At 71.4% G+C, this 26,567-nt stretch carries 27 protein-coding genes and 1 tRNA gene; 17 read left to right on the forward strand and 11 right to left on the reverse strand.

Going from position 1 to position 26,567, the window contains the following annotated elements; translation table 11 throughout:
* Positions 1-80 precede the first annotated feature (80 nt).
* Both ACZ6MA_RS05310 and ACZ6MA_RS05315 read right to left on the reverse strand, forming a co-directional pair.
* Positions 81-773, reverse strand: coding sequence for an alpha/beta fold hydrolase (locus ACZ6MA_RS05310; protein WP_469431248.1), 693 nt, complete (start codon positions 771-773; stop codon positions 81-83).
* A gap of 42 nt (positions 774-815) precedes the next feature.
* A complete protein-coding gene (locus tag ACZ6MA_RS05315; protein ID WP_469431249.1) occupies positions 816-2,054 on the reverse strand; it encodes an MFS transporter in 1,239 nt (412 codons plus the stop codon).
* 177 nt (positions 2,055-2,231) lie between these two features.
* Here ACZ6MA_RS05315 and ACZ6MA_RS05320 point away from each other — a divergent pair, with 177 nt between their 5' ends.
* The gene (locus tag ACZ6MA_RS05320) at positions 2,232-3,221 is read left to right on the forward strand and encodes an ArsR/SmtB family transcription factor (RefSeq protein ID WP_469431250.1); all 990 of its coding nucleotides are present in this window, start codon (positions 2,232-2,234) and stop codon (positions 3,219-3,221) included.
* Positions 3,222-3,425: 204 nt separating this feature from the next.
* Complete coding sequence (locus ACZ6MA_RS05325; protein ID WP_469431252.1) at positions 3,426-3,800, forward strand: hypothetical protein; 375 nt, start codon at positions 3,426-3,428, stop codon at positions 3,798-3,800.
* Between the two features lie 128 nt (positions 3,801-3,928).
* Here the strand turns inward: ACZ6MA_RS05325 and ACZ6MA_RS05330 are convergent, their stop codons facing one another.
* Together ACZ6MA_RS05330 and ACZ6MA_RS05335 are read right to left on the reverse strand one after the other, a co-directional pair.
* Positions 3,929-4,165 carry a hypothetical protein gene (locus tag ACZ6MA_RS05330; protein ID WP_469431253.1) on the reverse strand — a complete coding sequence of 79 codons (237 nt, stop codon included), beginning with the start codon at positions 4,163-4,165 and terminating at the stop codon, positions 3,929-3,931.
* A 386-nt stretch (positions 4,166-4,551) separates the two neighbouring features.
* Positions 4,552-5,136 carry a TetR/AcrR family transcriptional regulator gene (locus tag ACZ6MA_RS05335; protein ID WP_469431254.1) on the reverse strand — a complete coding sequence of 195 codons (585 nt, stop codon included), beginning with the start codon at positions 5,134-5,136 and terminating at the stop codon, positions 4,552-4,554.
* 69 nt (positions 5,137-5,205) lie between these two features.
* Here ACZ6MA_RS05335 and ACZ6MA_RS05340 point away from each other — a divergent pair, with 69 nt between their 5' ends.
* On the forward strand, positions 5,206-6,036 hold the full coding sequence (locus ACZ6MA_RS05340) for a class I SAM-dependent methyltransferase (protein ID WP_469431256.1): 831 nt from the start codon (positions 5,206-5,208) through the stop codon (positions 6,034-6,036).
* An 83-nt stretch (positions 6,037-6,119) separates the two neighbouring features.
* Here ACZ6MA_RS05340 and ACZ6MA_RS05345 read toward each other — a convergent pair whose 3' ends face one another.
* From ACZ6MA_RS05345 to ACZ6MA_RS05355, 3 genes are all read right to left on the reverse strand, one after another.
* Positions 6,120-6,725, reverse strand: a complete 606-nt coding sequence (locus tag ACZ6MA_RS05345) for a cysteine hydrolase family protein (RefSeq protein ID WP_469431258.1) — start codon at positions 6,723-6,725, stop codon at positions 6,120-6,122.
* 81 nt (positions 6,726-6,806) lie between these two features.
* Positions 6,807-7,790: a GlxA family transcriptional regulator gene (locus ACZ6MA_RS05350; protein ID WP_469431260.1), complete on the reverse strand. Its 984-nt coding sequence runs from the start codon at positions 7,788-7,790 to the stop codon at positions 6,807-6,809.
* 113 nt (positions 7,791-7,903) lie between these two features.
* Positions 7,904-9,553 (reverse strand): ABC-F family ATP-binding cassette domain-containing protein, encoded by a 1,650-nt coding sequence (locus ACZ6MA_RS05355; protein WP_469431261.1) that lies wholly within the window; start codon positions 9,551-9,553, stop codon positions 7,904-7,906.
* A 549-nt stretch (positions 9,554-10,102) separates the two neighbouring features.
* Between ACZ6MA_RS05355 and ACZ6MA_RS05360 the strand changes: the two genes are divergently transcribed.
* Entirely contained in the window at positions 10,103-11,209 is a 1,107-nt protein-coding gene (locus ACZ6MA_RS05360) for a PP2C family protein-serine/threonine phosphatase (protein WP_469431262.1), read from the forward strand.
* A gap of 50 nt (positions 11,210-11,259) precedes the next feature.
* Positions 11,260-11,333 (forward strand) — tRNA-Met (locus tag ACZ6MA_RS05365).
* A gap of 80 nt (positions 11,334-11,413) precedes the next feature.
* On the opposite strand, the gene ACZ6MA_RS05370 is transcribed toward ACZ6MA_RS05365, so the two are convergent.
* On the reverse strand, positions 11,414-13,018 hold the full coding sequence (locus ACZ6MA_RS05370; RefSeq protein WP_469431263.1) for an MFS transporter: 1,605 nt from the start codon (positions 13,016-13,018) through the stop codon (positions 11,414-11,416).
* Positions 13,019-13,190: 172 nt separating this feature from the next.
* Here ACZ6MA_RS05370 and ACZ6MA_RS05375 point away from each other — a divergent pair, with 172 nt between their 5' ends.
* Both ACZ6MA_RS05375 and ACZ6MA_RS05380 read left to right on the forward strand, forming a co-directional pair.
* Positions 13,191-14,180 (forward strand): AsnC family transcriptional regulator, encoded by a 990-nt coding sequence (locus ACZ6MA_RS05375; protein WP_469431265.1) that lies wholly within the window; start codon positions 13,191-13,193, stop codon positions 14,178-14,180.
* Positions 14,181-14,342: 162 nt separating this feature from the next.
* Positions 14,343-15,401: a methyltransferase gene (locus tag ACZ6MA_RS05380; protein ID WP_469431266.1), complete on the forward strand. Its 1,059-nt coding sequence runs from the start codon at positions 14,343-14,345 to the stop codon at positions 15,399-15,401.
* Between the two features lie 168 nt (positions 15,402-15,569).
* Here ACZ6MA_RS05380 and ACZ6MA_RS05385 read toward each other — a convergent pair whose 3' ends face one another.
* Together ACZ6MA_RS05385 and ACZ6MA_RS05390 are read right to left on the reverse strand one after the other, a co-directional pair.
* On the reverse strand, positions 15,570-16,127 hold the full coding sequence (locus tag ACZ6MA_RS05385) for a GNAT family N-acetyltransferase (RefSeq protein ID WP_469431268.1): 558 nt from the start codon (positions 16,125-16,127) through the stop codon (positions 15,570-15,572).
* Positions 16,128-16,232: 105 nt separating this feature from the next.
* The gene (locus tag ACZ6MA_RS05390; protein WP_469431269.1) at positions 16,233-16,757 is read right to left on the reverse strand and encodes a hypothetical protein; all 525 of its coding nucleotides are present in this window, start codon (positions 16,755-16,757) and stop codon (positions 16,233-16,235) included.
* 33 nt (positions 16,758-16,790) lie between these two features.
* On the opposite strand from ACZ6MA_RS05390, the gene ACZ6MA_RS05395 reads away from it, so the two are divergent.
* The 5 genes from ACZ6MA_RS05395 (at position 16,791) to ACZ6MA_RS05415 (ending at position 22,307) form a co-directional block, all read left to right on the forward strand.
* Positions 16,791-17,525 (forward strand): response regulator transcription factor, encoded by a 735-nt coding sequence (locus ACZ6MA_RS05395; RefSeq protein ID WP_469431270.1) that lies wholly within the window; start codon positions 16,791-16,793, stop codon positions 17,523-17,525.
* Positions 17,522-18,958: a sensor histidine kinase gene (locus tag ACZ6MA_RS05400; RefSeq protein ID WP_469431271.1), complete on the forward strand. Its 1,437-nt coding sequence runs from the start codon at positions 17,522-17,524 to the stop codon at positions 18,956-18,958. The genes ACZ6MA_RS05395 and ACZ6MA_RS05400 overlap by 4 nt, the downstream gene beginning before the upstream one ends.
* 163 nt (positions 18,959-19,121) lie before the next feature.
* Positions 19,122-20,573 carry a cellulose binding domain-containing protein gene (locus ACZ6MA_RS05405; RefSeq protein WP_469431272.1) on the forward strand — a complete coding sequence of 484 codons (1,452 nt, stop codon included), beginning with the start codon at positions 19,122-19,124 and terminating at the stop codon, positions 20,571-20,573.
* A gap of 147 nt (positions 20,574-20,720) precedes the next feature.
* Entirely contained in the window at positions 20,721-21,710 is a 990-nt protein-coding gene (locus ACZ6MA_RS05410; RefSeq protein WP_469431274.1) for a lytic polysaccharide monooxygenase, read from the forward strand.
* Positions 21,711-21,899: 189 nt separating this feature from the next.
* Positions 21,900-22,307: a hypothetical protein gene (locus ACZ6MA_RS05415; protein ID WP_469431275.1), complete on the forward strand. Its 408-nt coding sequence runs from the start codon at positions 21,900-21,902 to the stop codon at positions 22,305-22,307.
* Positions 22,308-22,352: 45 nt separating this feature from the next.
* On the opposite strand, the gene ACZ6MA_RS05420 is transcribed toward ACZ6MA_RS05415, so the two are convergent.
* On the reverse strand, positions 22,353-22,637 hold the full coding sequence (locus ACZ6MA_RS05420; RefSeq protein WP_469431276.1) for a hypothetical protein: 285 nt from the start codon (positions 22,635-22,637) through the stop codon (positions 22,353-22,355).
* A 151-nt stretch (positions 22,638-22,788) separates the two neighbouring features.
* Here ACZ6MA_RS05420 and ACZ6MA_RS05425 point away from each other — a divergent pair, with 151 nt between their 5' ends.
* Genes ACZ6MA_RS05425 through ACZ6MA_RS05445 form a run of 5 tightly spaced genes read left to right on the forward strand, consistent with a single transcriptional unit; the run spans position 22,789 to position 26,567 of the window.
* The gene (locus ACZ6MA_RS05425) at positions 22,789-22,980 is read left to right on the forward strand and encodes a hypothetical protein (protein ID WP_469431278.1); all 192 of its coding nucleotides are present in this window, start codon (positions 22,789-22,791) and stop codon (positions 22,978-22,980) included.
* Between the two features lie 11 nt (positions 22,981-22,991).
* Positions 22,992-23,663, forward strand: coding sequence for a hypothetical protein (locus ACZ6MA_RS05430; protein ID WP_469431279.1), 672 nt, complete (start codon positions 22,992-22,994; stop codon positions 23,661-23,663).
* The gene (locus ACZ6MA_RS05435) at positions 23,660-24,604 is read left to right on the forward strand and encodes a DUF6895 family protein (protein ID WP_469431281.1); all 945 of its coding nucleotides are present in this window, start codon (positions 23,660-23,662) and stop codon (positions 24,602-24,604) included. The genes ACZ6MA_RS05430 and ACZ6MA_RS05435 overlap by 4 nt, the downstream gene beginning before the upstream one ends.
* Positions 24,601-25,515, forward strand: a complete 915-nt coding sequence (locus ACZ6MA_RS05440) for a DUF6895 family protein (RefSeq protein ID WP_469431282.1) — start codon at positions 24,601-24,603, stop codon at positions 25,513-25,515. Before ACZ6MA_RS05435 ends, ACZ6MA_RS05440 begins: the two co-directional genes overlap by 4 nt.
* Complete coding sequence (locus ACZ6MA_RS05445; protein ID WP_469431284.1) at positions 25,512-26,567, forward strand: serine hydrolase domain-containing protein; 1,056 nt, start codon at positions 25,512-25,514, stop codon at positions 26,565-26,567. The genes ACZ6MA_RS05440 and ACZ6MA_RS05445 overlap by 4 nt, the downstream gene beginning before the upstream one ends.

Raw genomic sequence — 26,567 nt, forward strand, 5'->3', positions numbered from 1 at the left:
GTTGATCGTAGATCTTCTCAGGTTGTCGGCACCGGGAAGAAGGCACTGCCTGGTTCCGCGGGCGTGCCGGACGGGACGCGTTACCGCTCCTCCGACAGAAACGTCAGCACTGCCGCGGTGAAAGCCTCGGGCGCTGTGCGGTGGATCAGGTGTCCGACCGGGATGGTGACCACTCGCCCGTCGGGGATCCTGCGAGCCAGCTCGGTGATGCCCTCCTGGGGCACGTGACTGCTCGGGCCGCCGGCCATCACGAGGCTCTCGGCGGTGATCTTGCCGAGGCGCTCGAGCCACGTGGGGTCGGGATTGTCGATCTGCCTCTTGATGGCCGTCACCATCTCCCAGTCGAAGGGCAGGACTTGGCCCGGCCTGGCCGGTGTGGTCGGCTCCCGGGGGCGCGGGACCGGAACGTCCTCCAGAACGAGCCGCTTCACCCGCCATGGCTGGTTCGCCGCGAACAGGTACGCCACGATCCCGCCCATGGAGTGCCCGATCAGATCCACTCGGTCAAGCCTCAGCACGTCGAGGAAGCGGACCACATCGGTCTGCATGAGTTCGAGTGAGTACTCCCCCGGCCAATCGCTTCGGCCGTGGCCGCGGAGGTCGAGGGCGTAGACGCGTCGGCTACCGCCGGCGAGGGCGGGCGCTACCGCGTCCCAGTCGGTGGCGTCCTCTCCCAGGGCGTGCAACAGAACGAGCGGGGTGCCATCCGGCGGTCCCGAGACGTGGTAGGCCAGCCGGATCCGTCCCGCGTCGACCGAGCGCTGATCCATCATGCGCGAAGGGTACGGGGAAAGGTCCTGCCGGTGGAACGGTGTTCACCACCGGCCGAGGCGGCTCCGGCGGCGTGGGCCGGACCGGGCCCCTCCGACGTACGGCGGCAGCAGGTGGCGGGCCAGGGCCAGGGCGGTGAGCAGCGCCACGAGTGCGCACACGCCCCGCCAGCCGGCAGCCCCGTGGACTCGTACCCCGGCCCAGGAACCCGCGCTGCCACCCAGGTAAGCGCAGGTCATGTAGGCGGTGTTGAGCCGGCTGCGGGCATCGGGGCGCAGGGCGAACACCCGGGCCTGGTTGGCTACCATGCCGGACTGCATCGCGATGTCGAGCAGCAGTGTGCCGAGGACCAGGGCCGCCATGCCCAGCGTGCCGCCCCGGGCACCCACCGCGAGGACCGCGGCCGAGACCAGGACCCCGAGCATGCAGACCAGGTTGACCGGATCAGGGCCTCTGCGGTCCACCACGCGTCCGGCGAACGGGGTGCAGAACATGGTCGCCGTGCCGACCAGGGCGAGCACCCCCACCGCCTGGGCGCCCAGGCGGTACGCCGGGCCGGTGAGCAGGAGCGCCAGGCAGGTCCAGACGGCCGAGAACCCGGCGAAGACCGCCGCTTGGTAGAGACAGGAGCGGCGCAGGTCCGGTTCGGTGCGGAGCAGGCGCAGGGGCTCGGCCAGGAGGGCCGGGTAGGGCCGGTGCGAGAGCGGGGTGGTCACGGGCAGGTGACACGCCAGGACAGCGGCGAGAAGCAGGGCCAGGGCCGCGGCCACCAGGTAGGGGGCGCGCCATCCCAGCCATGCGCCGAGTGTCCCGCTGAACGTGCGAGCCAGCAGCATGCCGCCGATGGAGCCGCTCAGCAAGGTACCCATGACCGCTCCGCGACGGTCGGCGGCCACCAGCCCGGCCGCCAGTGGGGCGACGACTTGGGCGGCGACGGTGGTGACGCCGACCACGGTGCCGGCGGCGACGAGGGCGGGCAGGGCCGGAGCGCAGCCCGCGGCCAGCAGGCCGACGCCGGTGAGGGCGAGCAAGGTGACGAGGAAGGGGCGGTGCGAGAGCCGGTCGCCGAGCGGAACGAGCAGGAAGATCCCGGCTGTGTAGCCGACCTGGGTCGCGGTCACCACGGTGGCGGCGGAGTCGGGGGACTCGTGCAGTCCCGCGGCGACCAGCGGACTGATCGCTTGCGGGAAGTAGATGTTTCCTACGCCGACGGCGCAGGTAAGAGCGAGCATCAGGACCAACCGGCGGCTCACCGCGGCCCGCCGTCCCGGCCGGGCCCGCATCGCTCGGGCCGCCCATCTCGCATGCCGGGCGGTGGCAGCACGGCGACGGCACGGCCTGCCGCGTTCGGACCGACCGCTCCGGTGGCGCTCACTACGCGCTGGGCGTGAACTGCGTGTGTCATACGTGGAGTTCACGGCAGCGGCACTCCGCCGCCAATCGATGTAGCGTACGGCTTAATGATCAGTTACGAGCTGGGCGTCGAGGACCTCGCGGACACCCGGTTCGCCGTCTCCCCCTTGCACGAGACCGTGCTCAGCCTGCGGGTGCTGCGCGAGCCGGGGTTGTCCGCGCTGCACCTGCCGTGGCGCCGGTCCGTTCTCGGCGGGCTCGGGGCGCTCGACACGGACCTGCTGATGTCGTTGGTGGCGGTGAGGCGCACCCTTCCCGACTTCCTGACCCCGCGGCCGACGAGCTTCGCCCCGGCCTTCGAGGAGGAACTGGCCCTCGTCGCCCTGACCTCACCGGATCTGGTCCGACGTGACCTACTCGCCGCTCACGCCCCGGGCCCGCTCCCTGACGCGCTGCTTGCTGTCACCGCCGACGGCGACGCGCCCGTCATCAGGCTCCGTGATGCCATCTGCGCACTCCTGCGGCAGTACTGGGAGGCCGCCATCATGCCGATGTGGCCGCGGATGCGGTTGCTGCTGGAGGCGGACATGACCTACCGGGCACGGCAACTGGCCATGGGAGGTGCCCGCCTGCTGTTCGCCGACATGCACCCGAACCTGCGGTGGCACAACGGTGTGCTGCACATCGAGAAGATGATCGGCGAACACCGTGTCCCGTCGTCCGGCCGGGGCTTGCTCCTCGTGCCGTCCGTGTTCGCCCACAAGCCCGCGCCTCCGGTGAGCCCGGAGGAGCCGCCGATGCTGGCGTACCCCAGTCGCGGAGTGGCGACGCTCTGGGGTCCGGCGCCGGTCGCTGACGCGCATGCCCTCGCGTCCCTTGTGGGCGCGCCCAAAGCGAGACTGCTCGGTCTCCTCGACGAGCCGCTGCCGACCGTCGAGATCGCCCGGCGCCTGCGGGTCACTCCGAGTGCCGTGTCCCAGCATCTGCGTGTGCTGTACGCCACCGGCCTCGTCACCCGGGCGCGCGACGGACGCCAGGTCCTCTACCGCCGCAGTCCTCTCGGTGACCAGCTGACCGGCCGGTCTCAGGCGACGTGAGATCGCTTCCTGTACTACTATCCGCCGGTTCATCCCTGCCGGGTCCCGCTCACGGCGGGCACCGCCCTCGGGCGCCTCGGGAGTCCACTTCGGCTCTCCCGCACCGTCCGCCCCTCCGGCGGTACATGGGCCGGCTTGCCGCGTCTCACCTCGTCGCCCACCGGCCCAACCGGCCGACCCGTCCGGCGGATAGAATCGGCTCTCATGTCGAACCCTGACGAACTGCTCGTCGATGTCGCCGCCATGGTAGAGGCCGAGCAAAGCAATCAGATGTCCCTGACCGTGGTCACCGGCGGTGCCGTCATCACCGGACGGCTGGCTCCCGAAGCCGTGTGGAGGGAGCGTGTGTCGGAGGTCCTGACGGATTCGGCCCACCTCAGTCCGTTCTCCGGCATCTTCACCGCCGACCGGGCCCAGGACCGGCCCGACCGAGGCAAGGCACCTACGCATCTGCACTTCCACGTAGCCCGCATCCTGCAAGGCAGCATCGGGATCCCCGAAACAGGCGGTATGTACCGCGTCGCGATCAAGGACGTCAGCGCCTGGACCGTGGGCGACTTCAGCTACTCCGATCACTGAGCCATCACGCCCGACGAGGGGTCCTTGCCGGCGCGCGCCGGCAAGGACCCCTCATTGCTGCGACGGTCGCCGAGAACGGCGCCCTCCGCCGCACCGGACCGGAGCGCGTCGCTCCCACGGGAGGGGCGCTAGAAGAACATCCACGCCGGGATCAGGTTGCCGTTGACGGCGAACATCACTCCCCCGGCCGGGCACGCGGGAGGCTGGTTCGCGACGTTGGCCGCCTCGGTCGGGTCGCCGTAGTTGCCCATCCAGTGCCATTCCGGGCCGGCCTTGCGCCCGGAGAGGCTCCTTTTGAGTTCGGCGCCTTCCTCCACGGTGAGGACTTGGTCCGCGGCGACGCTTTCGTTGCCTTGAGCATTCATGCCGTTCCTCCTGTCCGAGCGGCGCGAGTAACTACAGGATGGATCCCACCGCATCGATCCGCCATGTGGAAGCGATTTGGGCAAGCGTCGTTGCTGTCCGGGGGCACGCTCATGGGTGCCGTGATCACGCACATCAAGGGGTGGTCCTCGCGGCCGAGGAGGCCTACCGGTGCACGCGGGACGTGTCGACGGCACGGGACCTAGGAGAACGGGACGCCCTCGACGCCCGGGCGCGGCAGGCCATTGAGACGTTCGTGTCCCAGGCTTCGCACGTGGTCCGATGAGCCCGCCGGACAGACGACAGCCGACGGGCGGAGCGGTCGATGCCCTTCGGGCGCGTCCTCACGCGCCGGACGGGCTGGTTTTGGCTGGGCACGACGCGCTGGTCATACGGCGCCCGCGATGACCGTGGTCACCACCTTGAGGACGGCTCCGGGCTCCGGCGGTACGCCTTCGCGGCCGGCGAACAGCAGGTGGCCGGTCCCGATCAGCGTGAGAGCGAGCGTGTCGACATCGGCGTCCGCCGCGATACGGCCCGCGTCGCGCTCCACGGCGAGGTAGGAGGCGATCATGGCAGTGGCCTCCGTCAGGACGGGCACGCCGACCGGGGTGATCCGGCGCAGCCGGGCGCGCAGGTCGTCGCGGGCGGTGATGAGGGCGACGATCGCGAGCGCGACCGACCCGAATAGGGTCGTCAGCGCATCGGTGAGGTTGCCGGCCACGGTGCCGGTCCCGGCGGAGTCGCGCAGGGCGGCGGCCTCGTCGTCGAGCCGGGCGATGCGGTCGAGCACGAGTTCGGCGAGGAAGGCGTCGAAGTCGGCGAAGTGCCGGTGCAGGACGCCCTTGGCGCATCCCGCCTCCGCGGTGACCGCCCGGCTGGTCAGCGCGTTCGGCCCGTCCCGCAGCAGAATGCGCTCCGCCGCGTCGAACAGTTGCTCGCGTGCGTCGCGCATGGCCACCCCTGTCGGCATGACGCGTCCCTTCTCGCTCGGCAGGCACACCCCGTTGACGAGTGGGCACGTGCCCACCATAGTGGGCGCATGCCCATTTTACCTCCGGAACGATCAGGCCCGCCCGGAAACGCGCCGCATCGATACCGTCAGGCGGCACAGTCGTTCGGCTCGGACGCCGCACTCTATGACCGGGCCCGGCCGCGCTACCCCGAGGCCCTGGTGGCCCGGATCGTCTCCGGCAGTCCCGGCCCCGATGTCCTCGATGTCGGCTGTGGCACCGGGATCGCCGCCCGGCAACTGCGGACGGCCGGCTGCGCGGTGCTCGGAGTGGAGCCCGACCCGCGGATGGCCGCGGTGGCACGGCGGCTCGGAGTCGAGGTCGACGTGGCGACGTTCGAAGCCTGGGACCCGGCCGGCAGGGAATTCGACGCGGTCGTCGCCGGCCAGGCCTGGCACTGGGTGGACCCGGTCGCGGGAGCCGCCAAGGCCGGGCGGGTGTTGCGGCCCGGCGGGCGGCTGGCGGCATTCTGGAACGTGTGGGAGCTGCCGCCCGAGGTATCGGAAGCCTTCGCCGCGGCCTACCGGGCGGTGGCGCCCGACTCGCCGTTCGCACCCCCGGCAGTGGCGCAGCCGGCCCTGGACGGCTACCAGGCGCTGTTCGGCAAGGCCGTCGACGGGATCCGGGAAGCGGGAGGGTTCGGCGACCCGGAGCAGTGGCAGTTCGACTGGGAGTGGTCCTACACCCGCGACGCGTGGCTGGAGCAGATGCCGACCCATGGCAACCTCACCCGGCTTCCGTCGGACCAACTGGCGGTGGTACTGGAGGGCGTCGGGGACGCTGTCGACGCCCTCGGTGGCGCCTTCACGGCGCGTTACACCACCGTGGCGGTCACCGCGAGGCGGACCGGTACCGCCTGACCCACGGATCGGCCGCCCGGCACGCCGCCGGAACGGGTGAAGGGCGGCCGCCCGGCCTCGGACGCGCTCAGCGCCGTGCGTCCCTAGGAAGACCGGAGGTCCTCGACGGTCGGGGCGACGGTGCCGAAGAGGTCGGTGATGGTGGTCAGGGCGGCCGTCTGGAGGGCGGCGGCCGGCAGCACGTCGCCGTCGGGTGTGGTGAGGGCGCGCGTGGCGGTCGCTTCGGCGACGACAGTGGGCCGGTAGCCGAGGTTGAAGGCGCCCTGGGCCGTGAAGGTGACGCACATGTGGGTCATGAACCCGGCTATGACCAGGTCGGGCCCGGCCCCGAGGTTACGCAGGATCTCCTCCAGCCCGGTGTCGTGGAAGGCGTTCGGAAAGTGCTTGACCACGACGGGTTCGTCGGCGAGGGGCGCGACCTCGTCACTGATGGCACCGATGTCGGCGCGGATGTCATACGGGCTGTCCGCGCCACCGTCGTTGACGATGTGGACGACCGGAGCGCCGACGGCGCGGGCCGAGGCGAGGAGGCGTGCGCCGGCGTCCAGGGCCCTCGCGGCGCCGTCGAGTGCCATGACTCCGGCACGGTAGGTGTTCTGGAAGTCGATCATCACCAGGGTGGATTCGCCGAGCCGGGGCAGGCGGCCGTCGAGGCCGATCACATCACGCAGGCTGGGGGAAGCGGTCATCACAAGAGGCCCTTTCAAGAGCGGTGAACGGCGCGCGGCGAATGGCGCGGTGGCAGGTGTGTGCCGTGGGGAGACGAAGGATCAGGTGGTGGTGCGGAAGCGGCGGCGGTAGGCCGCCGGCGTGGTGCTGATCTGCCGACGGAAGGCGCGGTGCAAGGTTTCCACCGAGCCCAGGCCGGTGATGCGAGCGATGTGGTCGAGCGGCTGGTCGGTGCTCTCCAGCAGACGGCGCGCGGCTTCGACCCGTGCGGCCTCGACGTAGGCGGCCGGGCTGATGCCGGTCTCCTGCCGGAAGACGCGGGCGAAGTGGCGCTCGCTCCGGCACATCCGGGCCGCGAGCGCGGCCGCCGAGAGGTCGGCGTCGAGATGTTCGGCGATGAACAGACGCATGTCGTCGATGTCGCGCCGGCCGGCGGCGGGCCGGCTCAACGGCACGCTGAACTGGCTCTGCCCGCCTTGGCGTTTGAGGTACATCACCAGGTGTCGGGCCACCGCGAGAGCCAGGTCCTCGCCGTGGTCCTCGGCCACCAGGGCCAGGGCGAGGTCCATGCAGGCGCTGATCCCGGCGCCCGTCCACACCCGCCCGGAGCGCACGAAGATCGGGTCGGCGTCCACGGTCACCCGTGGGTGGTCGGCGGCGAGCTGCGCCGCCGTCGACCAGTGGGTGGTCGCCGTCTTGCCGTCCAACAGCCCGGCCGCGGCCAGCAGGTGCGCGCCGACGCACACCGATGCCACCCGCCGGGCGTACGGGGCGGTGGCCTTGACCCAGTCCACGACGTCCTGGTCGGTGCGGGCCACCGGGCCTTCGGGACGCATGTCCACCGCGCCGGGCACCAGCAGGGTGTCCACCGCCGCGCCGACCTCGGCGAAGGACGTGTCGGTGAGCAGCCGTACCCCGGCCGAGGTGCGCACCGGCCCTTGCGCACGGCCCGCCAGGAGTACCGAGTAGCCCGCCTGGCCCGCCGATTCCCGGTTGGCCAGGGCGAAGACCTCCGCGGGGCCGGTGACGTCGAGGAGGTCGACATCGGGGAAGACCGCGATGACGACACGGTGGGTGAGGGGCATGTCCCCATCTTCACCACGCCGCCGCGTGTCGGCAATGACGGGTTTCTGGCAGATCCGGCCACGCCCGGGACGGCACGCACGGTGCGGGGCGGCTGCCGCCGCGGCCCGTCGCGTCACGGTCTCGGTGCGTGGCCTCCTCCCGTGCGCACCTCCTCCGCCGTCGTGTCCCGCAGCTCACCGTCCAGGCACAGCCAGCGCGTCACGGCGATGGACTCCAGGAAGGGGATGTCGTGACTGGAGACGATCAGCGCGCCTTCGTACGACGCGAGGGCCGTGGTCAGCTGACGCACGCTCGCCATGTCGAGGTTGTTCGTCGGCTCGTCCAGCAGCAGGAGCTGCGGGGCGGGTTCGGCGAGCATCAGGGCCGCCAAGGTGGCCCGGAAGCGCTCCCCGCCCGACAGTGTGGCGGCCCTCTGATCGGCGCGCGCCCCCTTGAACAGGAAGCGGGCCAAGCGGGCCCGGACGCGGTTGCCGGTCGCCTCCGGGGCGAAGCGCCCCACGTTCTCGGCGACCGTCAACTCGTCGTCGAGCACGTCCAGTCGCTGGGGCAGGAACCGCAGCGGCACATGGACCGTCGCCGTCCCGGAGAGGGCGTCCAGCTCTCCGGCGATCGTGCGCAGGAGGGTCGTCTTGCCCGCGCCGTTGCGGCCGACGAGCGCGATCCGCTCGGGGCCGCGCAGTTCGAACTCGCCCCGCACCCGGGCCCCGTACCTGAGGTGGAGGTCGCGCAGCGTGCACACGGAGCGGCCTGGTGGCACCGCCGTGTACGGGAGGTCGACGCGGATCTCGTCGTCCTCGCGCACGGCTTCCGCGGCTTCGTCGAGCCGTTCCCTCGCCTCGGCGAGTCTGCCCTCGTGCAGGATGCGGTGCTTGCCCGCGGCGACCTGGGCCTGCCGCTTGCGCTCGCCCATGACGGCCTTGGGTTCGCGTTTGGTGTCCCACATCCGCTGTCCGTACCGCTTGCGGCGTGCGAGCTTGACGTGGGCGTCGGCCAGCTCGCGTTTCTGCTTCCGCAGATCGGACTCGGCGACCCGTACGAGGCGCTCGGCCGTCTCCTGCTCGGCGGCGAGCGCCTCCTCGTACGCGGAGAAGTTGCCCCCGTACCAGGTGACCTCCCCCGCCCTCAGATCGGCGATCTGGTCGACGCGGTCCAGGAGTTCACGGTCGTGGCTGACCACGATCATGACGCCGGACCATGCCTCGACGGCCGCGTACAGGCGGCGGCGTGCGGAGAGATCGAGGTTGTTGGTGGGCTCGTCGAGAAGGAGGACATCGGGCCGGCGCAGCAGCAGTGCGGCCATTCGCAGGAGTACCGACTCGCCACCGGAGACCTCGCCGATGGTGCGGTCCAGGCCGATGTGGCCCAGCCCCAGTCCGGCGAGCGTCGCCGTGGCCCGTTCCTCGACGTCCCAGTCGTCGCCGACTGCCGTGAAGTGCTCCTCGCGTGCGTCGCCCGCCTCGATGGCGTGCAGGGCGGTGCGGGTGTCGGTGATGCCGAGGACGTCCTCGACGCGGAGGGTGGTGTCGAGCGTGACGTTCTGCGGCAGGTAGCCGATCTCGCCCGCCACGCGCACCGTGCCGTCGGTCGGTGCGAGTTCTCCGGCGATCAGCTTGACCAGGGTGGACTTGCCCGACCCGTTGAGGCCGACGAGGCCGGACCTGCCGGGTCCGAAGGCGACCTGGAGGTCCTCGAAGACGGCGGTGCCGTCCGGCCAGACGTAGGAGAGCGCGGTGCAGGTGACGGAAGCGGGGGTCGCGGTCATGCGGGCCTCACATGGTTACTGGGGGGGTGGCCAGGGCAACGTGCTGGGACACCACAGGGCGACCATGGTCGGCAAGGGGGGTGGACGCATGCCCCTGCACCGGGGGACGGCTCAACGCGTCGAGGTCGCACACGGAACGCCGGCAGCGGCGGCACTAGGGCCGAGCGTGGCTGCGAGCGCGGTGTCTCAAGGACCTCAGACGAGCAACGTCCTTCTCCGATCAACGGCAACAGGGGCGTGGAGCACCGTAGACGGGCACCGGCGACGGCGTCAACGCATTAACGCGTACCGCGGGGCCGGGGGCTGTCTTCCGGTCGGCGCCCCTGGCGGACGCGGCCCGGCGAGGCGCGTTCCCGGGACGGTGGGGCCGGGAGGGCCGGCTCCCCCGGCGGCGCCACGGCCCCGCGGTTCCCCTTCGCCGACGGCGCGGGCGGCGGTTCGCCACGTACCCGTACGGCCGCCCCATGACTGGCAGCCCGGATCCGGCCCGAGGATGCTGGAGCATGTCGTAGGGCCGGTACGGCCCGGCACGAAAGAGCGGGAGCGGACGTGAGGGCACCGAGCGCGGGGCGCACCGGCGTGAAGCGCTGGTGCCTGCGCCATGTGCGGTTGCTGCCCGGGCTCCTGCTCGTCGGAGGCGGCCTCCTCGACTACCGGACGTCCCCGCATTTCAGCGCCGAGGCCTTCTACTCGGCCGCGCCGATGGCGGCCGCCGCACTGCTGTCCCTGCGCGCGACGGTCCTGGCGGGGATCGCCGCCTGCGCCATCGATGCCGTGTTGCTGACGCATTTCGGCTTCATCGGGGATTCGGGCGGGCGGAGCGAGCTGGCAGCGGTCGCGACCGTCTCGGCTCTCGCCGTCGTCGTCAACCGGCTCATGTACGTCAGCGACGTACGGCTGCAGTCCGCGCGGACCATCGCCCTCACCGTGCAGCGCGCCGTGCTGCCGCGGCCCCCGGCCTCGATCGGTCCCCTGCGGATCGCCGTGCGCTATCAGTCGGCTGTGAAAGACGCCCAGATCGGTGGTGACCTCTACGGCGTGCAGGACACACCGTACGGCGTGCGCTGCGTGGTCGGTGACGTGCGGGGCAAGGGCATGGAGGCGGTCAAGGCCGTGGAGGTGGCGGTGGGGGTGTTCCGGGAGGCCGCGGAGGAGGAGCCCACACTCATGGGGGTGGCGGCCAGGCTGGAGCGGGCGGTGCTGCGGGAAGCGCGGCGGCGGGCGGGGCTCGAGCGGACCGAGGGGTTCGTCACCGGCGTGCTGGCCGAGATCCCGCACTCCGGCGACGAGCTGCGGCTGGTCAACCGTGGTCACCCGGCGCCGCTGCTCCTCCACGGTGGCCGGGTGCGCAGCGCGGAGCCCGGGGAGCCGGCGCTCCCCTGGGGGCTGGGGGAGCTGGGCCTTGGCGAGGGCCGGAGCGACACGGTGCCGTTCCCTCCGGGTGCGACGCTGCTGTTGTACACCGATGGGCTCACGGAGGCGCGGGACCGGGCGGGGGCCTTCTACGACCCCGGTGCCCGGCTCGCCGGCCGTGTCTTCTCCGGCCCGGACGCGCTGCTCGACGCACTCCTCACGGATGTGAACCGGCACGCCGGTGGGTGTATCACCGACGACATGGCCCTCCTCGCCGTCACCCGCGGCCGGGACGACGGCTGAGCCCCATGGTTCGGCCGGGCCGGAGGATGACGTACTGTTCACTTCACCGACGCGGGGTGGAGCAGCTCGGTAGCTCGCTGGGCTCATAACCCAGAGGTCGCAGGTTCAAATCCTGTCCCCGCTACGCAGGTGTGAGGCCCGGCAGCTTGGCTGCCGGGCCTCATCGCGTCCCGCCCGGCCGGCGGGTGTGGACGCCGGTAGGTGCTACGGGTTCCCGTCCCCGGTGGCGGGTGCCGCCATCGCCTGGGGCCGGGGCGAGGAAGACGGGGTCTGCCGCGGGTCGGGGAGGTTCGCGTCGCCTCGGTGAGGGGCCGTCACCGCCGGTGTGCCGGAGCGCCGGAGGAGTACCAGGGCGACGATGCCGCCGAGCACCCCCAGAGCCCCCGAGACCAGGAAGGTCTGCTGCAGGCCGGCGGCGAACGCCTCGTGCACCAGGCGGCCGGCCACGGCCCGCTGCTGCGGGGAGCCCGCGTGGGCGACCACGGCTTGCGCCTGGCCTCCGGCCAGAGCGTCGGCCGTCGCGGCCGGATCGGGTACGGCGTGCCGTGCGTTGTCCCGGAGCGAGCCGGTCAGCCCGGCGTGGAAGACCACTCCCAGAACGGCGATGCCCAGCGCGTTTCCCAGCTGACGTGCGGTGTTCACGGCGCCGCTGGCCATTCCCCCGCGTTCGGGCCCGACGGAGGCCAGCGCCGCGGAGGCCAGCATCGGTGTGGCGAGCCCGACCCCGATGCCGGTCACCGCGAGGCCGGGCACCAGAACGGTCCAGCTCGACCCCGCGTCGATCGTGGCCTGGAGGAACGCGCCCCCACCGATCAGCAGCATGCCCAGTCCGACCATCCACCGCGCGGAGGCGCCGTGCAGAAAACGCCCGGACAGCGACGCGACGAGGAACGCCGCCGCGCTCATCGGCAGACAGGTGAGCCCGGCGGCCACCGGTCCCATGCCGCGGACGGACTGGAGCCACAGGGAGGTGTAGGCGAGGTAGGAGAACGCGGCGACAGACAACAGCACCGCGGCGATCATGAGCCCGGTGAACGATCCCCGGCGGAAGAGCGTGAGGTCCAGCAGGGGCTGCCGCCGACGCGTCTCGATGACGAGGAAGGCGAGCAGTGCCACCGCCGCCAGCCCGAAGAGTCCCAGGGTGGTGGCCGAGGTCCAGCCGTATGCGCTGCCCTTGATCAGCGCGTAGGTCGCGGAGCCCGCCGCGAGAGTGAAGGTCGCCATGCCGGGCAGATCCACGCCCCGGGAGCCCCGGGCGGGTGTCGCGACGACGAAGCGCAAGGTCATCGCGATGGCGAGCACGCTGAGGGGAAGGTTCACGAAGAAGATCCAGCGCCAGTCCAGGTGCTGGGTCAGCACGCCGCCCAGGACGGGTCCGGCCGCGGAAGCCGCGCCGCTGACCGCTCCCCAGGCGCCGAACGCCACCCCTCGGTCCCGGCCGTGGTAAATGCTGCCGATCAGAGCCGTCGTGGTCGCCAGCATCGCGGCTCCGCCTATGCCCTGCACGCCCCGGAAGGCGATCAGGGCCTGCGGGCCCGTCGCCAGTCCGCACGCCAGCGAGGCGAGCGCGAACAGCACCAGGCCCGCCACGTACACCTGCCGGTGGCCGATGCGGTCGGCGAGCGAGCCGACGCCCAGCAGCAGCGCGGCGAGCGCCAGGGCGTAGACGTCCATCACCCATTGCAGGTCCGCGAAGGAGGTGTGCAGGCTCTCGGCCATGTCGGGCAACGCCACCACGACGATCGTGACGTCCACGAGCAGCATGAACGTCCCCAGGCACACCGCTACGAGCGGCAGCCACTTACGCATTCGAACCTCCAGAGGTCTTTCACCGGCAAGGGGCCCGGGCCGGGCGGTGGCCTCATGGCCCGGCCGGTCGTGCCCCACAGCGGTAGAACCTCGCACGTCCAGCAGGTTCCATGAATCCAGCGCGACTTAATGACGGATCTTGGTGGTCAGCGGCCGTGAAATGATGGGAAGCATGGATATTCAGGAGCTCGATCTCCTCGATCGCCGTCTCGCGCAGGCACTGATGATCGACGGCCGGGCCACCTTCAGCCGCCTCGCCACCGTCCTGGAGACCACGGATCAGACGGTGATCCGCCGCTACCGCCGCCTGCACGGTGCGGGGCTGCTCCGCGTCCTCGGGCTGCCGGTCGGCAGCCGTGTCGGTCTGTTCGAATCCAGATTGCGTATCCGGTGCGTACCGGGTGCCGCCCCGGCCATCGCCGAGGCGCTCGCCCGCCGCCCCGACACGGGCTGGGTCAAGATCTACTCCGACGGTACCGAGGTCGGGTGTCTGGTCAGTTCACGCACCCGGGAGGACCACGAGACCCTCCTCCTGCAGAAGCTGCCCCGGACCCAGCAGGTCACGGGGGTGTCGGCCCACAATCTGCTCCATCGCTACACCAACCGTCCGGGCTGTTGGCTGGGGCCGGCCGAGCTGAGCGAACAACAGATCAGCGCGCTGCTGCCGCCGGCGGTGAGCCACGATGACATCATCCGTCTCGATGACGGCGACCAGGCGATGCTGGCCGTACTGGCACGGGACGGCAGGGCGGGCTATCCCGAGCTGGCGAAGGCGACCGGCCGTTCCGAGTCCACGGTCCGCCGCCGTCTGGAGTACCTGCGCGGGCACGGCGCCCTCTCCTTCGACATCGAGATCCTTCCCGTCCACTTGGGTTATCAGACCGAGGCCGCCCTCGCCCTGACCGTGCCGCCCGCCGATCTGGCCGAGGTCGGCCGTGCGCTGGCCGATCACCCTCAGGTCCCGTTCGTGGCGGCGACCACCGGAACCACCAATCTGGCCGCCACGGTGCTCTGCCGGGATCAGCACGACCTGTACACCTACATGACGGAGGGGATCGGCACGCTCAAGTCCGTGCACCAACTGGAGGTGGTACCGGTGCTCCGTCACGTCAAACGGGCGGGTCTGCTCAGCGACGGCAGCCGGCTGTTCCCTCCGCGCTGAGCCGCCGAGCCGGTCCGGGAAGGGGCATTGCCACCACCGCCGCCTTCAACTTAGGCTGCCCTAAGTTCCACGGGGTGGTGTGCGCCGTGCCCACCCCTCGACAGTGCCTGCCGTGCGCCGGTGACGAGGCGCCGGACGGCGCCACCACGGAAGGGGACGCACATGACCGGTTCGGAGCGCGACGCGCGGCGGACGCCGGAGGGTTGGCGGGAGCGCAGCATCGTGATGGAGCTGGCCTTCGGGCAGATGGGCACGCATGTCCTCGGCGTGGCCGTCCGTCTGGGAGTCTTCGACCGGCTGGGCGAGGGCGAGCGCACGGCGGCCGGTCTCGCCCGTGATCTCGGCACGCACCCGCAGGCCACCCATCGTCTGCTCCGCGCGCTGGCCGGCCTGCGGTTACTCACCGAGACCGCGCCGGGCACCTTCGCGACCGCTCCCGCGGGCGATCTGCTCCGCTCCGATGTGCCCGGGACCCTGCGGTCGGTGGCCCTGATGTTCACCGATCCGTTGATGTCACGCGGCTGGGAACTCCTGGAGCAGGGCGTCCGTACCGGTGGGACCACGTTTGACGCGGCCTTCGGCACGGACTTCTTCACTTACCTCAAGGAGCATCCCGAGCTGTCCGCGGAATTCAACGCGGCGATGGGCCAGGCCACGCTCATCGCGGCCGAAGCCCTGCCCGGCCTGTACGACTTCGGCCGCTTCGGCACCGTCGTGGACGTGGGCGGTGGCGACGGCACGCTCCTGGCGGCGGTCCTGCGCGCGCATCCCGGGCCGCGCGGCGTCGTCTACGACACCGCCGAAGGTCTCGCCCAGGCTCCCGCCCGGCTCGCCGACGAGGGCCTCACCGACCGTGTCACTCTCACGACCGGCGACTTCTTCACGTCCGCCCCGGCGGGCGGAGACCTCTATCTGCTCAAGAGCGTGATCCACGACTGGAACGACGAGCAGTGCGTCACCATCCTGCGGCACATCAGGAAGGTCATTCCCGACGACGGGATCCTGCTGATCGTCGAACCGGTCCTGCCGGACGTGGTGTCTCCCGAGACCACCGAACTGGCCTACCTCAGCGACCTCAACATGCTCGTGAACGTCGGTGGCAGGGAACGCACGGCGGACGACTTCGCCGCTCTGTGCAGCGAGGCGGGGTTCACGCTCGGCAGCATCACCGCGATGCCCCAGCCGAACGTCTTCCACCTCATCGAGGCGACACCGGCCTGAGCCGGCAGGAGTCCTTCCCCGCCTCCGGCCGCCGGCCCCGCCGCCCGCACGCGCTCCCCCGTCACCTCATGGGGCGTCCGTCGGCCGGCGGGCTTCGACCGCGGCGGGATCAGCGAGACCGGCCGGTCTGCCCGGTCGTGTCTTCACGAGCGGTTCCGCGAGCCTCCGTCAGCGGGTGTCGCGCGCGGCACGCCACTCGGGGGCGAGCACGGACCAGATCTCCGTGTTCTGCCGTACGCCTCGGTAGAGGTCGTTCTCGCGCTGGACTCCTTCGAGGCTCATGCCGAGCCGCTTGGCCACGTTGATGCTCGGTGTGTTCTCGGAGGCCACCAGCCACTCCACACGGTGCATGCCGCGTTCCTGGACCGCCCAGTCGATGATCACGCGTGCGGCGCGGGTCACCAGGCCACGTCCGGCGGCGGCCGGCTCGAGCCAGCAACCGGCCTCGCAGTTGCCCGCCGCCGCGTCGAAGGTCCTGAAGAGGACGCCGCCGACGAGGCGCCCGTCAAGCCAGATGCCGTACAGCCGTCCGGTGTCGGAGGCGGCCTTGTCGGCGTACGCCTGCAGCCAGTTCCGCGCGGAGTCGAGGTCGGCGGCGACGTCGGGGAGCCCGACGTACCGGCCGATGTATTCGCGGCCGCGGTCCATGTGGGCGAGGAACTCCTCGGCCTGCCAGGGCTCCAGGGGCCGCAGCTCGGCTCCGTCACCCAGGGATATCGCGAACATTCTCATCCTCCACGGTGTCCGTATACGGTCGTTGGATCCTCGCACGGCCGCCTTGGCGCCGGTCGCCCCGGTCGTCGAAGCGCTCGGACCCCTCCCCCGGACACGTCAGTTCTCCACGGTCTGGACCTGCGGCGGGTGGCCGTTCCAGGTGACGAACACCGATGTGGTCTTCGTGCCGGCCACGAAGTCCACTCTGATCCAGGCGCTTTGTTTCCATACCCGCATCTGCCAGCCCTCCTCCGGAGTAGCCGAGACGAGCGTGGCCGAGCCCGCGCCGAGGCCGAAGACCGCCCGGCCGCCGCGGACCGGGTAGCTCTTCACCTCGACGGCTTCCGACGGCGGTGGGACGTCGGGCTTTCGCGCGGTTTCGCGGGTGGGGGTGGGGGTGACGTCCGGCGTGGGCGGGGTCGCGGTGCGGGTGGCGGACGCCGACGGGGCGGGGGCGCGGGAGGGGGGCGCCGCTTCCCCCGCCGTCGGCGCCGCGACGCCGGATATCGGCAGGGCGCGCGGCGGTTCGTAGGCCGTGCCCGCCAGCACCGTACGCACCCCGTACCAGGACCCGGCCATGGCCGCCGCGGTCGCCAGCGCCCACAGCAGGACCTGCATGATTCCTCGCCTCACCTGGCTCATAGTGCCTCACTCCCATGGCGTACGGTGCGGCCCATGGCAAGACTGCTCGTCGTCGAGGACGACCCGTTCGTGCGCTCCGCCCTCATCCGGCAGCTGACCGAGGCCGCGCACACCGTGCGCAGTGTCGGGACCGCTCTGGAGGCGTTGCGGGAAGTGGCACAGGTCGGTTTCGACCTGGTGATCCTCGACCTGGGCCTGCCGGATCTCGACGGGGCGCAGGTGTTGAAGATGCTGCGTGGCATCACGGACGTGCCGGTCATCGTGGCCACCGCGCGGGACGACGAGGCGGAGATCATCCGGCTGCTGACCGACGGCGCCGACGATTACCTGGTCAAGCCTTTCTCCGTGGCGCATCTGACCGCGCGCATGGCCGCCGTGCTGCGGCGGTCGGGCAGGGGTGGTGCGTTGGGCGAGGTGGTGTCGTCCGGGGCACTGCGGGTCGGCGGCCTGTCGGTCGACCCGTTACGCCGGCAGGCGGAACTGGACGGTGCCGCACTGGACCTGACGCGGCGGGAGTTCGATCTGCTCGCGTATCTGGCCGGACGGCCGGGTGTCGTCGTACCGCGCAAGGAGCTGCTCGCGGAGGTCTGGCAGCAGTCCTACGGTGACGATCAGACCATCGATGTGCACCTGTCGTGGTTGCGCCGCAAGCTGGGTGAGACGGCGGCCCGGCCGCGTTATCTGCACACGGTCCGCGGGGTCGGGGTGAAACTGGAGCCCCCGGAGCACCCCCCGGTGCCGCCGGAGGCGTCGTTGGAGCAACCGTGAGGTGGGCGCTCGTCAGGGTTTCGCTGGCCGTCACGGTGATGGTGGTGCTGGCCTTCGCCGTGCCGCTCGGGCTGGTGGTCAAGGAGCTGGCCCGGGACCGTGCCTTCGCCGACGCGGAACGGCAGGCGGCCCAGATACGCCCCGCGCTCGCCATCACCACCGACCGCGAGCAGTTGGAACGGGCGGTCGCCAGCTCGCAGGCCGGTGGCGACGGGCGGATGGCCGTCCATGTACCGGGCGGCGACGACGCGCGGCAGACGGCGGGCGGCGGTTTCCCCGACGCGCACGGCACGCACGAGGCGTACGACATCGGCCGGCGCCGGGCCGACCCACGTGATGTGGAGACGGCCCGCCGGGGCCGTTCCGCCGTCACCTCCGTGCCCGGCGGATACGCCCTGCTCCAGCCGACGGCCCTGAGTACCGGCGAGTTCGCGGTGGTCGAGGTGTATGTGCCCCATCGCGCGGTCGGCAACGGGGTCACCACTTCCTGGGTGATTCTCGGTGTCGTGGGCCTCGGTCTGATCGCCGGTTCCCTCGCCACCGCGGACCGCCTCGGGCTGCGTCTGGTACGCCCGGCGGAGCGCCTCGCGAAGGCCGCCGCCGAGCTGGGGGAGGGCAATCTCGGCGTGCGCGTCCGCGAGGGCGGCCCGGCGGAGCTGCGCGCCGCGGCGGCCGCGTTCAACTCCATGGCCGACAAGATCGTGCGGCTGCTCTCCCACGAGCGGGAGCTGGCCGCCGACCTCTCGCACCGGCTGCGCACGCCGCTCACCGTTCTCCGCCTCAACGCGGCATCGCTGGGCGAAGGGCCCGCCGCCGAGCAGACCCGCGCGGCCGTCGCGCAGTTGGAACGCGAGGTCGACCAGCTGATCTGCGCCGCACGTGAGCAAGGCGAACGCAAGGAGGGGCCCGCGCTCGGCTGTGACGCCTGCGAAGTTATCCGCGACCGGATGGACTTCTGGTCCGCGCTCGCCGAGGACGAGGGGCGTGCGGTACGGCTCGCCGGGGTCGAGGCGACCGTACGCGTCCCCGTCGCCCGTCCCGAACTCGTCGCCGCCGTGGACTCGATGCTCGGCAACGTCTTCCGGCACACCCCCGAGGGCACGGCCTTCGCCGTGGATGTGCACCACAGCGAGGAAGCCGTGATCGTGCTCGTCTCCGACGCGGGCCCGGGCATCGCGGACCCCGACGCCGCGCTGCGTCGTGGCCATGGCGACGGCGGCCCCGGCTCCACCGGTCTCGGACTGGACATCGTGCGCCGGGTCGCCGAGTCCACCGGTGGCGACGTACGCATCGGGCGTTCGGTGCTCGGCGGAACGGAGGTACGGGTGTGGCTCTCGCTGGGCGAAGAAGGCAAGCCGCGACGGCGTGAACGGCGCCGCCGGATACGTCGCACCGGTGCGGGGCGGGAACCGGGCGGCCGCCGGGGCTCCTGAACTCCCCGCCGGCCCCGGCCGCCTCGGCTTCTTTAACCGTCGCCCATGCGTTTCTTAAGCCCGCCATAAATAGCGCGGCCCGGCGCACCATTCGACGATTGGTCCGATTCGTACTCGCTAGCGTGCTGCCGCGTCACCCCAACACAGGACAGGCAGGTACGCGATGGGTTCCTCCACACATCGCCGACGAGTGAGCCGCAAGGCGAAGCTGGTCGGTATCGGCATCGCCGTGACCCTGGCGACGGGCGCCGCGTTCACGCTCACCGGCACCGCCAGCGCCGCGTCGGTCGGTGCCGCCTTCTCCCGGACCAATACCTGGGCGGGCGGCTACACCGGGCAGTTCGTGGTCACCAACGACACGGCCGAGGAGCTGTCGCACTGGACGCTGACGTTCGAGCTGCCCGAAGGCACGAAGGTCACCTCGCTGTGGAACGGCAAGCACACGGTCAGCGGCCGGAGCGTCACCGTCGAACCGGAGAGCTGGAACGGGACCATCGCCCCCGGCAAGTCCGTGACCGTCGGTTTCGTCGCGGCCGGGGACGGGGCGGCCGGTGGCCCGGTCGCCTGCCGTATCGACAACGGCACTTGCTCGGTGGGCGGATCCCCCGAACCGCGGCCCACCGGACCGACATCCGCGCCGACGCCCGAAGCGACTTCCCAGCCGACTTCCCAGCCGTCGCAACCCCAGCCCACGGCGACCTCACCGGCCCCGGGCGGCAAGAGCGCCGCCTTCGCCCCGTACGTCGACACCCTCCTCCACCCCGCGTACGACCTCCTGGGCACAGCCGAGAAGACCGGCGTCAAGAACTTCAACCTCGCCTTCGTCACCTCCGGAGGGGGCTGCACCCCCAAGTGGGGCGGCGTGAGTGAGATCGGCGAGAACCCCGTGGCCCGGCAGATCGGTGCGCTGCGCCAGGCGGGCGGCGACGTGCGAGTCTCCTTCGGCGGTGCCTCGGGCTCCGAACTGGGCCTCGTCTGTACCTCGGCCGACGAACTCGCCGCTGCCTACGGCAAGGTGGTGGACGCGTTCAAGCTCACCAAGGTCGACTTCGATGTCGAAGGGAGCGCACTTCCCGACACGGCCGCCAACACCCGGCGTTCCCGGGCCATCGCCCTGCTCCAGAAGAAGCACCCCGGTCTGGATGTGTCCTTCACCCTGCCGGTGATGCCCACGGGCCTCACCCAGGACGGCGTCGACCTGGTGGAGAACGCCAAGAAGAACGGCGTGTCCATCTCCACGGTCAACATCATGGCGATGGACTACGGGCCGTCCTTCGGCGGCGACATGGGGCAATACGCCATCGACGCCGCCACCGCGACGCAGGCGCAGGTCAAGGGCGTGCTCAAGCTGAGCGATACGGCCGCGTGGAAAGCCGTGGCGGTCACCCCGATGATCGGCGTCAACGACGTGGCCACCGAGATCTTCAAGGTCGACGACGCGGACCAGCTGGTGCGGTTCGCCCGCTCCAAGGGGATCGGCTGGCTGTCGATGTGGTCCGCCACGCGCGACAAGCAGTGCCCGGGCGGTGCGCAGAACTCCGCTTCCGCGACCTGCAGCTCGCTCCGGCAGGACGAGTTCGCCTTCACGAAGTCCTTCGCCGCCTTCCGGGGCTGACGCTCCCCGCCCCGTCCAGCTCCCCCCGTCCAACATCCCCCTTCCCCTGCGCCTTCCCCATCCCGCTCCCCCAGACCGCCCCGCACGACCGGCTCCCCCCACCTCGTGCCGGCGTGCGGGGCACCCCCACCCACAAGGAGATTCCCCATGCGCATGTGTCATCAGGCCGTACGGATATCCCTGACCGGTATCGCACCCCTCGCACTCGCCGCGCTGGCCGCCGCCCCGGCCGCGGCGCACGGCTCCATGACGGATCCCGTCAGCCGGGTATCCGCCTGTTTCGCCGAGGGACCGGAGCACCCGCGCTCGGCCGCCTGCAAGGCGATGGTCGCCGCCGGTGGCACCCAGCCGCTCTACGACTGGAACGAGGTCAACATCGGTGACGCCGCCGGACGCCACCGCCGGATCATCCCGGACGGCAAGCTGTGCAGCGCCGGGCGCGACAAGTACAAGGGCCTGGACCTGCCGCGTGCCGACTGGCCGGGAACGAAACTGGCCGCGGGGAAGCACACCTTCCGCTACCGGGCGACGGCACCGCACCGCGGCACGTTCGAGCTGTACGTCACGAAGGCCGGTTACGACCCGAAGAAGCCGCTGAAGTGGGCTGATTTGGAAGCGAAGCCGTTCGCCAAGGTCACCGATCCGACGCTGAAGGACGGCAGCTACGTCTTCGACGGCACCGTGCCGAAGAGGTCCGGTCGTCATCTGATCTACAGCATCTGGCAGCGCTCCGACAGTCCCGAGGCCTTCTACACCTGCTCCGACGTGGACTTCGGCAAGAAGGCCCCGGCGACAAAGGCACTGGCACCGGCCGCGTCGGCGCCCAGCGACGCCCAGATCGCCACCGGGGCCGCCAGGTCGACGGTCGATCACGGCGGACACGGGGGCGACGGGCCCGGCGACGGTGGACACGCGGCAGGGCCGCACACGATGGGCGGGCCCGTCGACGGCGGCCACGAGCCCCGTACCGCCGCGAAGGACGTGGGCGCACCGGCCGCCCAGGGCGGGCGTCTCGCCGAGACCGGCGGTGACAGCCGGACGACGGTACTGGCCGTAGGCGGCGCCGGAATCCTTGCGGCAGGCTCCGCCACCCTGCTGCTGGTGACGCGGCGACGCTCGGCCCGCGGCCACGGCTGACGCGGACCGGTGCCGGGCCGGCCGACGCCGGACCATCGGCGCGGCGGAGGGCGCCCGGCGCCGGGCCGGCCGACGCGGCCGCGGCCGCGGCAACGGCCCAGCGGGGACGGCTCGATATCGCGGGGATATACCCCTTCCGTAGGGTCTTGCCGCCCGTGCAAGTCCACCCTCACGAAGGGACGTTGCGTCATGCGAAAGCTCCTGACCGTTACCGCCGCCACCGGCGCCGCACTCATGATCGGCGCCACCGCGAGTACCGCCGCGACCACTGATCCCCAGACCTGGAACCTGAGCGTCGCCGGAGCCCATGGCTCGGGCACGCTGACGACCGTGGGCAACCCCTGGGGGGACGGAGGCGGCATCGCGGTGGCCAAGGGAAAGCTGACCGTCACCGACCCCAAGGCCTGCTACACCATCTCCGTCGGTATCCATGTCCCGGGCCGGCCGAGGGGGACGTGGCACAAGTCCCCCCAGAAGCAGTGCGGTCCCGGCACGGTGGACCTCACCGCCGCCTCCGTCAGGCCCGAATACGGCTGGGACGGTCCCTACCTCACCATCTGCAAGGACGACGACGAGGGGTGGGAATGCAAGTTCTGACGCTCGGGCCGGGTCGTCCGTCACCGGCCGGCCCGGCCACCGGCGCTACTTGGGCGCGACCAAGCGCTCGACCGCCTCCTTGGACTCCTTCAAACCGTCCCCGGTGTGCTCTCGGTAGGCCTTGATCGCCTTGAGCTTCTCGCCGCCGAGGGCCAATTCGGCGATGCGCGCCAACTCGGGGTCCTCCTCGCGTATGCCCAGGTGCTCGGCGATCAGGTCGATCTTGTATTCCAGGCGTGCAACCTTGCGGTTGACGCGTTCGATGCGGGTTTCGAAGCTCCAGCCGAGAACGCCGAGGAGAGGGATGACCATGAATATCGCTATGTCCATGGGAGGACATGCTAGGGAGCCCGCCCGTGGCCCGGTGCCGCGTGGTGGGCTCCGCCGCATCCCTGTTTGCGTTTCAACCTATTTGCGGCATCACCCGAATTGGGTTCCACTGGTAGGAGAAGCGTAAATTCGGCTAGAAAGGGATGGTGACATGTCACTCGTCGATCCTGTGACAAAGGACCAGAAGCTCTCGGCCGCCGATGTCGAATCAGCCCTCGACCCGGTGGAAATGGAAGGCACGTACCGGGACACGCGCGAATGCGCGGGGCTTGCCCTCGTGTCCGGTACCGGACATGCCCTGCTGTCGCCCCCGACGCCGCGGCCCAAGAAGGACAAGGGCTGAGGTGGGGCTGAATGGAGCGACCTGACACGTCCACCCCGCTGACGGACGCGGTGCAGGAGCTCGCATCGCAGGTGGTCTCCGCCCTTGGCGGTGGAGACCACCACGGTGTGTTGAGCAGGGCCCTAGCGGGCCCGGGCGGGGATGAGGCCGCGGTGGCCGCCGTCCGGGTCCTGGGCGCCGACTCCTTGCTGCCGAGTGTGCTGCTGGGTGGCCCCGTCGCCCCCGAGGACCGGGTCGTGTTCGAGCAGGCGGTCTCCGCCTTCCCACCCGCCGCGGATGCCGGTCCCGCCTCGGTGTGGAGCCACTGGGCGATGCGGCGCACACTCGGCGAGGACGCCGCCGAGCCGGACACGCGGTGGCTCGACGCGGCGCCTTGGCAGGTTCTGACGCGGCAACTGGCCGTGCTGGCGGCCCTGGCCGTGCCCGGCGCCGACTGCGGCGTCCGGCAGTCCGCCGCTGCCCGCCCGGTGGACGTCGCCCGCGGCTTCGTCCGGGCGGTGCGCCGCCGTGACTGGCTGCAGGCGGCCGGGGCAGGCCGTTGGCTGTCGCTGGTGGACGGTGTCCCCGAGAGCCTGGGGCTGGCCGAGGGCCTTGAGTTCGTGAACCTCATGGGGGGTGACGACCCCCGCGTCGCCCTGCAGTTGCGGGCCGCCCGGTCACTGCGCACCGGAGCCTTGGTGTGAACGGGGAGACCCTGGACGTGGCGCGGACGGGAGAGGCGGCCTTGCGCTGGCTGTCGCGGAACAGGGCGGACTTCCGCCTCGCCGATGACGTCCTGGACGCCGTCACCGAGGTCGACCGCACCTTGAAGCCCCTGGGTGAACTGGCGCAGGTGTGTGTCTGCGTGTGCCGACACACCCGCCCCGGCACCCCTGACCACCGGCTCGCGGCCGACCTGCTCGCGTTCGCCTGGGAGCAGACCGATCGCGGTGCGCTCTTCCTCGAACTGCAGCGCTTGGAGCCGGCCGGTACCTACCCGCTGGAGTTCTACGCCGCGTTCGCCTCCGCCGGGTTGCGGCACCGCGGGTTCGAGAAGTTCGCCGCGACGATCGCCCGCACCCACGGCTGGCGGGCTACCGAGCAGTATCCCAACCGTCTGCTGGGCGTGCTCAACACCGAACGACGCACCGGCTTGCCGGTTCACGAGGAGGAGCGGGCGGTCCTCGGCCGCACCTGGCTCGGTTCGCTGCCCGAGCCGTGGATGTTCGAACACGGTGCGGGTTACTCCGCCACCCATGTCGTCTTTCATCTCACCGACTGGGGCCGCGCCGTCCACCGGGTGCCGGCATCGCTCGCCGACTACCTGGAGACCTGGCTTCCGCCCTGGCTGGACACCTGCCTGGATGCCGGGCAGTGGGATCTGAGCTGCGAACTGCTCGCCGTGGCCGCCAGCCTCCCGAACCCACCGGACAAGGGCATGATCCGGGACGCGTGGGCCACGGTGGCCGACGCGCAGGAACCCTCGGGTGCGCTGGCCGAGACCCGCCCCGCGCCCCACCGGCCCGAGCCGCCGCACGATTTCGTTCACTGCTACCACTCCACGCTGATGGCGGCCTATGCCGCCGCGCTGACCCGCGCGCGTCTCGCCTGCGACGCCATGGACGGACAGAGGGTGGTGTCATGACCAGCACTCGTCTGATCCACAACGTCGGCCTGGGTGCCGTCGAGTGGCTGTACGCGCACCGCGACGATTTCCGGCTGGAGCCGGATGCCGACCCGGAGACCGGGTTCCTGGAGCGTTTCAAACCGATCGGTGAACTGGCCGTGATCGGCAGGGTGCTGTTCCGTGAGGGTGTCTCCGGCTCCCGGGAAACCGACCTCGTGCGCCGGCTGCTCGACCATGCCTGGCGGGTGGCACTGGACGGCGGTCGCATGCTGCTCCGCGGGCAGCGCATCGAGCCGCTGTCGCCCATTCCGTTCGAGACGTACCTGCCGTTCCGTGAACTGGGTTATCAGTGCCCCGAGTTGGAGGAGTGGGTACGCGTCAGCCACCGGTTCGACAGCCGGAAGGCCCTTGAGGTGCTGCCCGTGCGGCGGCTGGGCATGTCCGCGTGCGAGCGTCGCTTCGGGCTGGAGCCCGCCCTGCCCGAACCGGAGGCCCTGCGGCGGACGTGGCTGGGCCGCACCCCCGAGCCCTGGAGCGTGGACGCGCGGATCGGCTACGACATCACCCACACCGTCTTCCACCTCACCGACTGGGGCGCGCGGCTCGACGGGCTGCCGGCCGACGTGGCCGCCTACCTCGATGCCTGGATGCCCGCCTGGCTGGACGACTGGCTGGACCTGCGCCGCTGGGACCTGCTGGGCGAGCTTCTCGTCGTCGACGCGTGCCTGCCCGACCCCACCTTGGACGAGCGTGCCTGGGAAGGGTTCGCCGCCGCCCAGCAGGCCGATGGGGCCATGCCCGCGGTGCGCCAGATGCCCGAGGGCGACCCCCAGGACGTCTTCGACATCGTCTACCACTCCACCCTGATCGCCGCCTTCGCCTCCGTCCTGGCCACCTCCCGCGCCCTGACCCGGATGGCCTCCGCGTGACCACCACCCCACTGGACGGCGACACGGTGGACGACACGGCGGTGGCCGCGCGGCTGGAGGAGGCCGTCCGCACCGTCGAAGCCCCCGACGTGGTCTTCGCCTGCTCGCGCGACGGCCGGCGCATCCTCCGGTCCGGTGGCACCGCACCGCCCCCGCCCGTCCCCCGGGAGATGCTGCGTTACGAGATCGGGTCGGCCTCCAAGACCTACACTGGACTGCTGCTGGCCGAGCTGGCCGGCTCCGGTGTGCTGTCCCGGACGGATCCGGCGGCCGCCCGGCTCGGCTCCGGCGAAGTGTGCGGCAGGCGATCGGCGATCACGCTGACGCACCTGATGACCCACACCTCGGGCCTGCCCGCGCTGCCCGCCGACTTCTACCCGCAGAGCCTGCCCCGCTGGTCCACCAACCCCTACGCCCACTACCCGCCACAGCGGGTCGTGCGTGCCTTCCTGCGCCACCGCCCGCGCCACCGCCCCGGCACCCGCTGGCATTACTCGAACTTCGCGGTCGCCGTCCTCGGCCACTGCCTGGCCGCCGCCACCGCCACGCCGTGGGAAGACCTCCTCACCCATCGGGTCCTCGCTCCCCTCGGGCTGACCGGCACCGCGACCGCACCGCACCCCGGCGGGGCGGGCACCGACGCCACCGGCCACCGCGTCGACGGCCGGACACCGGTGCCCGCCCTGCGGATCGGCGGATTCGCCGCCGCCGGAGCCGTCCGGGCCACTCCGGGCGACCTGCTCACCTTCCTCGAGGCGCATCTGTGCCCCGGCCCGGCCGGGCCGCTGGCAGCCGCACTGCGCGAGGTACGCCGCCCCGTGCTGCGCCGCGGGCTGAGGCATCAGCACGTACACACGCTGACCTGGTTCCAGCACCCCACCGGCCTGGGGCCGTTGTACTTCCACGCCGGAGCGACCAGTGGCCAGCAGGCCTTTCTGGGGTTCCGGCCCGATACCGGCACGGCACTGGTCGCACTCTGTACGCGCCGGCTCCGCAACCACGACGCCCTGGTGGCCACGGCCTACGACCTGCTGTTCCGGCGGCTCCCCTAG

It is taken from the genome of Streptomyces sp. NPDC042259 (genome assembly GCF_055582085.1).